The 11,621-nt window shown below is 70.7% G+C and carries 11 protein-coding genes and 1 tRNA gene; 9 read left to right on the forward strand and 3 right to left on the reverse strand.

Translation table 11 applies throughout. The features are described 5' to 3' along the window. The first annotated feature begins 93 nt into the window (after window positions 1-93). The 9 genes from N8I87_RS19985 to N8I87_RS20025 all read left to right on the forward strand — a co-directional run bounded on the left by N8I87_RS19985 (window position 94) and on the right by N8I87_RS20025 (window position 9,906). Window positions 94-954 (forward strand): hypothetical protein, encoded by an 861-nt coding sequence (locus N8I87_RS19985; RefSeq protein ID WP_263210527.1) that lies wholly within the window; start codon window positions 94-96, stop codon window positions 952-954. A gap of 132 nt (window positions 955-1,086) precedes the next feature. Then, window positions 1,087-1,821, forward strand: a complete 735-nt coding sequence (locus tag N8I87_RS19990) for a YcnI family copper-binding membrane protein (protein WP_263210528.1) — start codon at window positions 1,087-1,089, stop codon at window positions 1,819-1,821. 92 nt (window positions 1,822-1,913) lie between these two features. Then, window positions 1,914-2,567: an SCO family protein gene (locus N8I87_RS19995; RefSeq protein ID WP_263210529.1), complete on the forward strand. Its 654-nt coding sequence runs from the start codon at window positions 1,914-1,916 to the stop codon at window positions 2,565-2,567. Continuing rightward, entirely contained in the window at window positions 2,564-3,016 is a 453-nt protein-coding gene (locus tag N8I87_RS20000; protein WP_263210530.1) for a copper chaperone PCu(A)C, read from the forward strand. Before N8I87_RS19995 ends, N8I87_RS20000 begins: the two co-directional genes overlap by 4 nt. Before the next feature lie 13 nt (window positions 3,017-3,029). After that, window positions 3,030-4,982, forward strand: coding sequence for a copper resistance CopC/CopD family protein (locus tag N8I87_RS20005; RefSeq protein ID WP_263210531.1), 1,953 nt, complete (start codon window positions 3,030-3,032; stop codon window positions 4,980-4,982). Between the two features lie 8 nt (window positions 4,983-4,990). After that, the gene (gene efeB / locus N8I87_RS20010) at window positions 4,991-6,286 is read left to right on the forward strand and encodes an iron uptake transporter deferrochelatase/peroxidase subunit (protein ID WP_263210532.1); all 1,296 of its coding nucleotides are present in this window, start codon (window positions 4,991-4,993) and stop codon (window positions 6,284-6,286) included. A 79-nt stretch (window positions 6,287-6,365) separates the two neighbouring features. Continuing rightward, window positions 6,366-7,298 carry a prephenate dehydratase gene (gene pheA / locus N8I87_RS20015; RefSeq protein WP_263210534.1) on the forward strand — a complete coding sequence of 311 codons (933 nt, stop codon included), beginning with the start codon at window positions 6,366-6,368 and terminating at the stop codon, window positions 7,296-7,298. 530 nt (window positions 7,299-7,828) lie between these two features. Next, window positions 7,829-9,106, forward strand: a complete 1,278-nt coding sequence (gene serS, locus N8I87_RS20020) for a serine--tRNA ligase (protein ID WP_263210535.1) — start codon at window positions 7,829-7,831, stop codon at window positions 9,104-9,106. Then, complete coding sequence (locus tag N8I87_RS20025; protein ID WP_263210536.1) at window positions 9,103-9,906, forward strand: HAD family hydrolase; 804 nt, start codon at window positions 9,103-9,105, stop codon at window positions 9,904-9,906. The genes serS and N8I87_RS20025 overlap by 4 nt, the downstream gene beginning before the upstream one ends. Window positions 9,907-10,234: 328 nt before the next feature. Here the strand turns inward: N8I87_RS20025 and N8I87_RS20030 are convergent. From N8I87_RS20030 to N8I87_RS20040, 3 genes are all read right to left on the reverse strand, one after another. Then, window positions 10,235-10,321: transfer RNA gene (locus tag N8I87_RS20030), tRNA-Ser, on the reverse strand. 261 nt (window positions 10,322-10,582) lie between these two features. Then, a complete protein-coding gene (locus tag N8I87_RS20035) occupies window positions 10,583-10,801 on the reverse strand; it encodes an SGM_3592 family protein (RefSeq protein ID WP_263210537.1) in 219 nt (72 codons plus the stop codon). Window positions 10,802-10,897: 96 nt separating this feature from the next. Then, complete coding sequence (locus N8I87_RS20040; RefSeq protein ID WP_263210538.1) at window positions 10,898-11,617, reverse strand: ABC transporter permease; 720 nt, start codon at window positions 11,615-11,617, stop codon at window positions 10,898-10,900. Window positions 11,618-11,621 lie beyond the last annotated feature (4 nt).

Below are 11,621 nucleotides of genomic sequence, written 5' to 3' on the forward strand. Positions count from 1 at the left end.
GCGGCCCGCGACAAAGCGTGATCTTCCGGTCGAACGGAACCTTGTGGACCTGCCGTCGGGCAGCGGCGGGTCCAGTGCGATGATGAGGCGGCCATGACTGCCCCCCACCAGCGCACGGCGCGCTCCGGAAACCGACTCCGGATCCTGCGGGCCGCGGTGTTCGCCGCGGTCTGCGTCGTGCTGGCCGCGGCCGGGCACACCTTGGCCTCCTGCGCCACCGTTCCGCTGTGGACGCTGGGCGCGGGCTTCCTCGGCGCCCTCGCGCTCGTGGCACCGCTCACCGGGCGCGAGCGCTCGCTGCCCGGAATCGTCGCGCTGCTCGCGCTCGGCCAGACCGCGCTGCACACGCTGTTCGGGCTGGGCCAGCACGGTACGGCCGCGATGTCGTCCGGCGCCATGTCGTCCGGCGCCATGTCGTCCGGCGCGATGTCGATGGGTTCCATGCCCGGGATGAGCGACACCACGCTGGTCGAGCAGGCCGCGCGGCTCGTGTGCGGCACCGGCGTCGCGGCGATCACCCCGGCCCACGCCTACCGGATCCTCACCCAGGCACACCTGCTCACCGGCTCCGGCGCGGACATGAGCGCCATGCACCACACGGCGGACGCCACCGGCTCCCCGGAGCCGCTGCTGCCGTCCCTGCCGATGCTGCTCGGTCACACGCTCGCCGCGGTCGCCGTCGGCTGGCTGCTGCGCCGCGGCGACCTGGCCGTACTGCGTCTGATGGAGCTGTCGGCGCATGGAGTCGCCGAGGGAGCACTCGTACGTTCCCTGCGCGGGGCGCTCGCGCTGGTGCGTGCCCTGTGCGCCGGGCTTCCGGCCGCTCCCGAGGCGGGCCCGCGACAGCGGCACCCCGCCGGGGACGAACCACCCGCACCGCAGGCCACCGCACTCCAGCACTCGGTGATCCGGCGCGGCCCACCCGCGGCCGCCGCACTCGTCCTCGCTGCCTGACGCGACGCGACCACACCACTCCACCCGCACCGGGACGGAGGGGCCGGCCACCGTCGTGCGGCACGCGCGCGTGCACATCGTGCGCGCCCCCTTCTTTCACCGGAACTCACACAGAGTGGAGTGCTCCACACCATGAAGGCTTCTCGTATCGCCGCGGCCGCCGCCGTCGCCGGCTCGGCCGTCCTCGCCCTCTCCGCGCCCGCCTTCGCGCACGTCTCCGTGCAGCCCGAGGGCACCGCGGCCAAGGGCGGCTACGCGGTCGTCGACTTCAAGGTCCCCAACGAGCGCGACGACGCCTCGACCACCAAGCTCGAGGTCAACTTCCCGGCGGACCACCCGCTGGCCTCCGTGATGCCGCAGCGCATCGACGGCTGGACGGCAAAGGTCACCAAGTCCAAGCTGGACAAGCCGCTGGAGCTGCACGGCAAGAAGATCGACGAGGCCGTCACCAAGGTCACCTGGACCGCCGACGGCAAGGGCATCGAGCCCGGCTTCTTCCAGAAGTTCCCGCTCTCCCTGGGCACCCTGCCCGAGGACACCGACGAACTCCTCTTCAAGGCGGTCCAGACGTACTCGAACAACGAGGTCGTGCGCTGGATCGAGGTGCAGCAGGACGGCCAGGAGGAGCCCGACAACCCGGCCCCCGTCCTCACCCTGTCCGCCGCCTCCGCCGATGAGCACGGGCACGGCTCCACGACCGCCCAGGACGCCTCCGACAAGAAGGCCGAGACCGCGGCCGCGTCGGACTCCGGCTCCTCCGGCGGCAGTGACACCACCGCACGCGTACTCGGCGTGACGGGCATCGTCGTCGGCGCGGCGGGAGTCGCGTACGGCGTGCTCGCCGGGCGCCGGCGGTCCGCCGCCTGACCCTGGTGCCCGCACCGCGCACCGGGGGTCGTGCGACTCTTGCGTACGACCCCCGGTGCGCTCCGGAGCTCTCATATCTGGGACATTTTTCTATGCGCAAGAAGACGTTCGCCGCGGCCGCGCTGCTCGCCGCCGCCACCCTGACCCTCTCCGCCTGCGGCAGCGGTGACGACGGCAAGTCGCCCATCGCCGTGGTCTCCGAGGAGTCCGGCTCGGCCAAGGCCGCCACCCTTCTCGACAAGCCGTTCGAGAAGCCTGACCTGGTCCTGACCGACACGCACGGCAAGAAGTACGACTTCCGCAAGGAGACCGAGGGCCGGCCGACGCTGGTCTACTTCGGCTACACGCACTGCCCCGACATCTGCCCGCTGACCATGAACAACGTCGCGGTCGCCAAGAAGTCGCTGTCCAAGGCGGAGCAGGCCGAACTGCGGGTCGTGTTCGTCACCACCGACCCGGCCCGCGACACGCCGTCCGAGCTCGGCAAGTGGCTCAAGGGCATCGACCCCCAGTTCATCGGCCTGACCGGCGACTTCGCCACCATCCAGGCCGGCGCCCGCTCCCTCGGCATCTCCATCGAGCCGACGACGAAGGACAAGAAGGGCAAGATCGTCTCCGTCCACGGCACCCAGGTCATCGCCTTCTCGCCGAAGACCGACGGGGGTTACCTCCTCTACGGCGAGGACGCCACGGTCGACGACTTCACCAAGGACCTGCCCAAGATCATCAAGGGAGCGAACCCGTGAGGCGTCTCGCCGTACCCGCCGCCGCGATGGCGGGCGCACTCGCCCTCGCGGGCTGCGGCGGAACCGACGACACGGCTGCGGAGCTGTCGGTCGGCGCCTCCTACATGCCCCAGCCGGTCTCCGCCGACATGGCCGCAGGCTTTCTGACGATAACGAACAAGGGCGCCGCGAAGGACGAGCTGACCTCCGTCACCAGCGACGTCGCGGGCCGGGTCACCATGCACGACACCATGGGCGGCAGCATGCGGGAGGTCACCTCCTTCGCCGTCCCGGCACACGGCCGGCTCGTGTTCAGGAGCGGTGGCAACCATCTGATGTTCGAGAAACTGAACCGCAGGCCGAAGCAGGGCGACACGATCACGCTGAAGCTGAAGTTTGCCAAGTCCGGACCCCTCACCGTCGAGATGCCGGTGAAGTCCGCCACGTACAACCCGTCGACCGGACACTGAGGGAGGGACCACCTTGACCCGGACCATCGCCCCCCGCCTGCGGACCCTGGTGCTGCTGTTCCTGGCCGTCACCGGCGCGCTCCTCACCGGCGCCGGTCCGGCCTCCGCGCACGCCGCGCTGACCGGCAGCGATCCCGCGCAGGGGGTGGTGGTCGACAAGGCCCCCGACCAGGTCTCGCTCACCTTCTCCGAGAAGGTGGCGATGAACGACGACTCGCTGCGCGTCCTCGACCCCAAGGGCAAACGCGTCGACGCCGGCAAGCCGTCCAACCTGAGCGGCACGACCTACGCCGTGCAGCTCAAGAGCGGTCTGGGCAACGGCACGTACACCGTCACCTACCAAGTCGTCTCCGCGGACAGCCACCCCGTCGCCGGCGCCTACACCTTCTCCGTCGGCGCCCCGTCCCTGACCACCGTCTCCGTCGGCGACCAGACGGCGGGCGGCGGAGTCGTGGGCTGGCTGTACGGGTTCGGGCGGTACGTGTCGTACGCCGGCTACATCGTGCTGGTGGGCGGCGGCGCCTTCGTGCTCGCCTGCTGGCAGCGCGGCTCCGGGGTGCGTGCCCTGCAGCGGCTCGTCGTCGGCGGCTGGCTCGCGCTCACCTCGGCCACCCTGTGGCTGCTGCTCCTGCGCGGCTCCTACACCACCTCGGGGAAGTTTGGCGACGTCTTCGACCTGAGCCTGCTCGGCCAGGTGCTGCAGACCAAGACCGGCGCAGCACTGGTCTCCCGGCTGCTGCTGCTCGCCGCGGCCGCGCTGTTCATCGCGGTGCTCTTCGGGGCCTATGCCCGCCCGTCTCCCACCACCACCCTGAACGACGGCGCTGCGCGCCGGCACCCCGATTCAAGGGACGACGAGGAGAAGCGCGACCTGAGGTTCGGGCTCGCCGTCGGCGGGACCGTGGTCGCCGCCGGGCTGGCGGCGAGCTGGGCGATGGCCGAGCACGCCTCGACCGGGCTCCAGCCCGGCATCGCCATGCCCGCCGACGTGCTCCATCTGCTGGCGGTCGCCGCCTGGCTGGGCGGACTCGTCGCCCTGCTCGTCGCGCTCCACCGGGCGCCCGCCGACACACCCGTCGAGGCCGCCGCCGTACACCGCTTCTCCCGCCTCGCCTTCGGATCCGTGGCCGCACTGGTCGCCACCGGCATCTACCAGTCCTGGCGCCAGCTCGGCTCCTGGTCCGCGTTCACCGACACCCGGTACGGGCAGCTGCTGCTCGTCAAGATCGGGCTCGTCCTGCTGCTCGTCGGCATCGCGTGGATCTCGCGGCGCTGGACAGCACGGCTCACGGACACCGCGGCTACCTCGGCCACCGCGGAGGAGGCCGAGGCGGAGCTGCCCGCCAAGGAGCACGTCACGGCACCGGCCACGGCCGGTGACTCCGAGCGTGCTGCCCAGCTCTCCCGGCAGCGGGCCGCCGTGGACGCCGCCCGGCAGAAGCGACTGCGGGACGCCGACCCCAACCGCTTCGGCCTGCGCCGCTCGGTGTTCGCGGAGGCGGGCGTGGCGGTCGTCCTGCTCGCCGTCACCACCCTGCTGACCCAGACCGAGCCGGGACGCACCGAGCAGGAGGCCAAGGCCGCCACGTCGTCGTCCGCCTCGTCCTCGTCGTCCTCGACCTCCGGGGCGCTGACCCTGGACATGCCGTTCGACACCGGCGGCAAGGACGGCAAAGGCGTCGTACGACTCGACCTCGACCCAGCGCGCGTGGGCGGCAACGACATGCACGTCTACGTACAGCGGCCCAACGGCCGGGCCTTCGACATCCCCGAGGTGAAGGTCGCCTTCACCCTGGAGGCCAAGAAGATCGGGCCCCTTCCCGTGACCCCCGACCACATCACCACCGGGCACTGGGCGGCGGAGGGAGTGCAGATCCCCATGGCCGGCGAATGGAAGATCGCCGTGACCGTGCGGACCTCCGACATCGACCAGACGACCGTCTCCAAGAACGCGCAGATCGGCTGAACCGCACCATGACCGACCAGTCCACCCCTTCCGAAGCGATCGCCCCCGAAGAGGCCGTCCCGGAAAGCGGCGACCCCCGGGAGGGGATATCGCGGCGGACGCTGCTCGGCACCGCCGGTGCGACCGGGCTCGCGCTCGGCGCGGTGGGCGGGGCCGTGGGGTACGCGGCCGCACGCGCACCCGCCCAGGCCACCCCGCCGGCCTCGGTGGGCTCCGGCCGGGCGATGTTTCACGGGAAACATCAGCCCGGCATCACCGAGGGCCTCCAGGCCAAGGGCCACCTCGTCGCCTTCGACCTCGCGGCGGGCGCGGGCCGCAAGGAGGCGGCCGCCCTGCTGCGCCGCTGGTCGGCGACGGCCGAGCGGCTGATGGCGGGCGAGGCGGCCGCACACGACGACACGTACGTGGCCCGGGACGCCGGTCCGTCGTCGCTGACGATCACCTTCGGCTTCGGCAACAGCTTCTTCACCAGAACAGGGCTCGAAAAGCAGCGCCCGGTCTCCCTCGACCCGCTGCCGGACTTCTCCTCCGACCACCTCGACAAGGCGCGCAGCAACGGCGACCTGTGGGTGCAGATCGGCGCCGACGACGCCCTGGTCGCCTTCCATGCCCTGCGCGCGATCCAGAAGGAGGCGGGTGGCGCGGCCCGCCTCCGCTGGCAGATGAACGGCTTCAACCGCACCCCGGGCGCCACCGCCCACCCCATGACGGCCCGCAATCTGATGGGCCAGATCGACGGCACCCGCAATCCGAAGCCGGCGGACGCCGACTTCGACAAGCGGATCTTCGTCCCGGCGTCCGGCTCGAACGACCCGGCCTGGATGGCGAACGGCTCCTACGCCGTCGTACGCCGTATCCGCATGCTCCTCGACGACTGGGAGAAGCTGTCGCTCAAGGCCCAGGAGGACGTCATCGGGCGCCGCAAGTCCGACGGGGCGCCGCTGTCCGGGGGCACCGAGACGACCGCGATGGACCTGGAGAAGGCCGACGCCCACGGCATCTACGTCGTTCCGGGCAATGCGCACGCCCGGATCACACGGCCCGACCAGAACGGGGGCGCGGCCATGCTGCGGCGCCCGTTCTCGTACCACGACGGCTTCGACACGGACGGGGTGCCCGACGCGGGGCTGCTCTTCGTGTGCTGGCAAGCCGATCCGCTGCGCGGCTTCGTGCCGGTGCAGCGCAAGCTCGACCGGGGCGACGCGCTGTCGAAGTACATCCGCCACGAGGCGAGCGGTCTGTTCGCCGTGCCGGGCGGGGCGGCGCGCGGAGAGTACGTCGGCCAGCGGCTGCTGGAGGGCTGAGCGCGCCCCGGTTCACTCAGGGGAGGGGCTGCCGTGAGACACGTGAGCCCCGTTTCCCCGAGGCCATTAGGGTGAGGACATGCCAGCGAGCTATGCGTATCTCGGCCCCGAGGGCACCTTCACTGAAGTGGCCCTGCGCACACTTCCGGAGGCGGCGACCCGGGAGCTGATCCCGTACGTTTCGGTGCAGTCCGCTCTCGACGCCGTGCGCGCCGGTGAGGCCGAGGCCGCGTTCGTGCCGATCGAGAACTCGGTCGAGGGCGGCATCACGACCACCCTCGACGAGCTGGTCGCGGGCGCGCCGCTGATGATCTACCGCGAGGTGCTGCTGTCGATCACCTTCGCGCTGCTGGTCCGGCCCGGCACCAAGCTGTCCGAGGTCAAGACGGTCACCGCCCATCCGGCCGCCCAGCCGCAGGTCCGCAACTGGCTCAGGGCCAACCTCCCGGACGCCGTCTGGGAGTCGGCCGCCTCGAACGCCGACGGCGCCCGGCTGGTCCAGGAGGGCCGCTACGACGCCGCCTTCGCCGGTGAGTTCGCGGCCGCCCGGTACGGACTGGTGCCCCTCGAGACCGGGATCCACGACGCGGAGAACGCGCAGACCAGGTTCGTCCTGGTGGGCCGGCCGGCCCGGCCCGCGGCGCCGAGCGGCGCGGACAAGACCTCTGTCGTGCTGTGGCAGCGCGACGACCACCCCGGCGGGCTGCGCGACCTCCTCGGCGAGTTCGGCACCCGGGGCATCAACCTGATGCTGCTGCAGTCCCGGCCCACCGGCGCCGGTATCGGCAACTACTGCTTCTGCATCGACGCCGAGGGTCATATCTCCGACCGCAGGATGGCCGAGGCCCTGATGGGGCTGAAGCGGATCTGTCTGCAGGTGCGGTTCCTCGGCTCGTACCCGCGGGCCGACATCAAGCCCGACGATGTCCGGCCCACGCTGCCGGGGACGTCGGACGAGGAGTTCGTGGCGGCGGCGGACTGGGTGGCTCGGTGCCAGGACGGCCGCTTCTAGCAAGTCCTACCTGCATACCTTCGTTGTCCACAGGAGTTATCCACAGGCCCTCTTCTCGACCTGGGGACAAGTCGACAACGAAGTGCCACTCAGTCGACAAATCGCCCTGCGGACCCCAGATGGGGCCACCGGCGCACAGGTCACCCTTCGTCCACTCGTTTCCTTTGGTTCATCTTTTGGGGCGACCACTTTCCACCCGAAAGTAGGTGTCAGGGCGGTTTGGGTGGGGAATTCTTCGGCCCGTCGAACGCTTCCGGAGTGATCAATTCCGAAATCCACAGACCTTCCGCACAGCCTGTGGATAACCCTTCCCGGAGTGTGGACCCCTGTGGACAACCGAGCTTCCAAATCCCGCTTTCCACAAGGGAATCGAGTCAACACGACGCCCGCCGCTTGCCCCGTCCCAGGGAGTGAGACACTTTTCCTTGACACGCTCGGCAATTCGCTCATAACGGAACGTAAGCCGCGAATCGGAACCCGTTGGAATAGTGATTCGTGAGCGGCAACCCGGCACCGGTAGCCTTGAGCCCGTGATTGACCTTCGCCTGCTCCGTGAGGACCCCGACCGTGTGCGCGCGTCCCAGCGCGCCCGTGGAGAGGACGTCGCGCTCGTCGACGCCCTCCTGTCTGCCGACGAGCGGCGCAGGTCGTCCGGCGTCCGCTTCGACGAACTGCGCGCCGAGCAGAAGCAGCTCGGCAAGCTCATCCCCAAGGCCCCGGCGGACGAGAAGGCCGAGCTGCTCAAGCGTGCCGAGCAGCTCAAGGCCGACGTCAAGGCCGCCGACGCCGAGCGCGACGCGGCCGACGCCGAGACCCAGGAGCTCGTGCTCAGGCTCGGCAACCTCGTCCACCCGGACGTGCCCGTCGGCGGCGAGGAGGACTTCGTCACGCGGGAGACGCACGGCACCATCCGCGACTTCGGCGCCGAGGGCTTCGAGCCCAAGGACCACCTGGAGCTCGGCCAGCTGCTCGGCGCGATCGACGTCGAGCGCGGCGCCAAGGTCTCCGGCTCGCGCTTCTACTTCCTCACCGGTGTCGGCGCCCTGCTGGAGCTGGCCCTGGTGAACGCGGCGATCGCCCAGGCGACGGCCGCGGGCTTCACGCCGATGCTGACCCCGGCCCTGGTCCGCCCCCAGTCCATGGCGGGCACCGGCTTCCTCGGCCAGGCGGCCCAGGACGTCTACCACCTCGACAAGGACGACCTGTACCTGGTCGGCACGTCCGAGGTGCCGCTGGCGGCCTACCACATGGACGAGATCATCGACGCGGACCGCCTCCCGCTGCGCTACGCCGGCTTCTCGCCGTGCTTCCGCCGCGAAGCCGGCTCGCACGGCAAGGACACCAAGGGCATCTTCCGCGTCCACCAGTTCGACAAGGTCGAGATGTTCTCCTACGTCGCTCCCGAGGAGTCGCAGGAGGAGCACCAGCGCCTGCTGGAGTGGGAGAAGCAGTGGCTGACCTCGCTGGAGCTGCCGTTCCGCGTCATCGACGTGGCCACCGGTGACCTGGGCGCCTCGGCCTCCCGCAAGTTCGACTGCGAGGCGTGGATCCCGACGCAGGGCAAGTACCGCGAGCTGACGTCGACCTCGGACTGCACCGAGTTCCAGTCCCGCCGCCTGTCGATCCGCGTCCGCGAGGGCAAGCAGGTCCGCCCGCTGGCGACGCTGAACGGCACGCTGTGCGCCGTACCGCGCACGATCGTGGCGATCCTGGAGAACCACCAGCAGGCCGACGGCTCCGTCCGGGTCCCCGAGGTGCTGCGCCCGTACCTGGGCGGCCGGGAGGTCCTGGAGCCGGTGGCCAAGTGAGCGACGGCTTCCCGTACGGGCTGGTCGCCACCGATCTCGACGGAACGCTCCTGCGCTCCGACGAGTCGATCTCACGGCGCACCCGTGACGCGCTCGCCGCGGCCACCGAGGCGGGCGCGGCGCACATCGTGGTCACGGGCCGCGCCGCCCCCTGGACCCGGCACGTCCTCGACGACCTCGGATACAGGGGCCTCGCCGTCTGCGGGCAGGGCGCGCAGGTGTACGACGCCGGCCAGCACCGTCTGCTGACCTCCGTCACCCTGGACCGCCAAGTGGCGGCGGTGGCCCTGGCCAAGATCGAGGCCGAGGTGGGCCCGCTGTTCCTCGCGGCGAGCCAGGACGGCCTCGACGGCAAGGTGCTGGTCGGCCCCGGGTACGCGGTCACCGGAAGGCTCCCGGCGACGCCGCTCACGGACGCGTCCGCTCTCTGGGCCGCGCCGCTGAACAAGATCTACATCCAGCACCCCACCCTCTCGGACGACGAGCTGGCCGAGGCGTCCCGCCGGGCCGCGGGCGGCTTCGTCACGGTCGTCCTGTCGGGCGAGGGCATCGTGGAGCTGCTGCCGCTGGGCCTGTCCAAGGCGACGGGCCTCTCCCTGGCGGCCCGCCGCCTGGGTCTGAAGGCCACCGACACGATCGCCTTCGGCGACATGCCCAACGACATCCCGATGTTCACCTGGGCATCCCGGGGCGTCGCCATGGCCAACGCCCACGAGGAACTGAGGGCAGTGGCGAACGAGGTGACGTCATCCAACGAGGAGGACGGCATAGCCGTGGTACTGGAACGGTTGCTGAACTGACGCCAGCGACTGCGGTCCCGACCACAGCGAGCAGTCGTTCCGACCGCCGTGGGCAGTCATCCCGACTGCCGTGGACAGTCATCCCACCGCTGTGGACAGTCGTCCCGACCACAGCGGGCAGTCGTTCCGACCGCCGCGGACAGTCGTCCCGACCGCTGTGGGCAGTCGTTCCGCAGGGCGAATGGGGCCCCCGGCTCGAGCGAAGCCGAGAGTGGGGGAGGGTGGGCACAGCCTGCAGCTCCGGGTGCCTTCTTGACGTACCCGAGCCCTGAAATCCTTGACGTACCCTGGCCCTGAAACTCGACCAAGTCCCGGTGACAGCGTCTCGCGGAGGATGCACGGATCGAACGTGCGCGGGCCTCTCGACCCGACCATGGCTTAGCAAGCCAGTGCCTTACCACTCGGCCAATCCTCCGGGTGGGCGGCCCACGCGAGAGCGACATCGCGTGCTCGAAGCGGCCGCCCCGGGCAGTTCGCGGCTCCACGGAGAGGTAACGGCTACTCCGGAGTCCGCTGCGAACTGCCCTGTCGGGAGCTGGGCATACTGCCGTGCATGGGCATCGCCCGGCTCCTCTCCCAGATCGTGACGCCGGGTCCGTCCCGGCGGGTGGGGCACAACCACTCTGCCCCGCCCCCGAGTTGGGCGCCACTGAATTAACCGGTGCGCGGAACCGCCCTACCGGCGGCGCCACCTGCGCCGACGTGACTTGCTGAAGAACCACCCCGCGGGCGGCTCGTCGGAGCGCCACGGCTGCGGCTCGGGCGACTCGGCACGCCAGCGGGCGGCGAGCATCCGGGCACGGGCGGACGGCTCGGACGGCTCGGCGGACCGTATGAAGTCCTCGTCGAAGACGACCCCGTCCCACTCGTCGTACGGCAGCGCCTCGTCAGCCATTCCCGTGCCTCCCAGCAGTGCATCCCCCGGATCCAGTGTGCCCGGACGGGGGGTGAAGCCCCCGTCAAGGCCGATGTGCCTGTTCCTCGCCTGCGCCTACTCCTCGCCCGCCAGCGTCAGCGACCGCAGCTTCTGTCCCGCGTACCAGGTGGCCAGCACGGTGACCGAGACCAGCAGCACCGTGCCCGTGGTCAGGCTGACGTCCGATGTGACCAGGTCACCGCCCGTGACCTTGTGGGCGACCGCCAGCGCCCACTGCTGGACGCTGAGCGTGCGGGCACCCGAGACGAGGGAGCCGAACAGTGCCTCCCAGACGAGGGCGTAGACGAGCCCGAAGATCACCGCGTGTCGCGACACCGTGCCCAGGAGCAGGAACAGGGCCGCGTAGGCGATGGAGGCGACCAGGGCCGCGACCGTGTAGGCGACGGCGATCTGCTGGCCGTTGCCGTTGAGGATGAAGCCCGCGATCAGGGTCGGCACCGCGGAGAACACCATGGTCACGGCGATCGCCACGATCAGCTTGGTGAAGATGATCGCGGGCCGCTTGATCGGCTTGGACAGCAGATACACCACCGAGCCGTCGTCGATCTCCGGACCGATCGCACCGGTGCCCGCGATGACGCCGATGATCGGCACCATCGTGGCGAGCGCCAGGCCGCCCAGCAGGTCGGCCGCGGTCTGGTCGTCGGCGCCGGCCAGGCCGCGCACCACCACGGAGATCGCGATCAGCAGCATCGGCAGCGCGCCGAGGATGAGAGCCCGGCGACGGCCGAGCAGGGCCCGGTAGGTGAGCCGGGCGACTGTGGGGTCGTACATCTTC

Origin of the sequence: Streptomyces sp. HUAS 15-9 (genome assembly GCF_025642155.1) — a bacterium.
GTDB lineage: Bacteria > Actinomycetota > Actinomycetes > Streptomycetales > Streptomycetaceae > Streptomyces.

Coding starts and splice junctions, on each gene's coding strand:
- N8I87_RS19995 (WP_263210529.1), top strand. CDS start 1,914: ATGCGCAAGAAGACGTTCGCCGCGGCCGCGCTGCTCGCCGCCGCCACC.
- N8I87_RS20040 (WP_263210538.1), bottom strand. CDS start 11,617: ATGTACGACCCCACAGTCGCCCGGCTCACCTACCGGGCCCTGCTCGGC.
- efeB (WP_263210532.1), top strand. CDS start 4,991: ATGACCGACCAGTCCACCCCTTCCGAAGCGATCGCCCCCGAAGAGGCC.
- N8I87_RS19990 (WP_263210528.1), top strand. CDS start 1,087: ATGAAGGCTTCTCGTATCGCCGCGGCCGCCGCCGTCGCCGGCTCGGCC.
- N8I87_RS20035 (WP_263210537.1), bottom strand. CDS start 10,801: ATGGCTGACGAGGCGCTGCCGTACGACGAGTGGGACGGGGTCGTCTTC.
- pheA (WP_263210534.1), top strand. CDS start 6,366: ATGCCAGCGAGCTATGCGTATCTCGGCCCCGAGGGCACCTTCACTGAA.
- N8I87_RS19985 (WP_263210527.1), top strand. CDS start 94: ATGACTGCCCCCCACCAGCGCACGGCGCGCTCCGGAAACCGACTCCGG.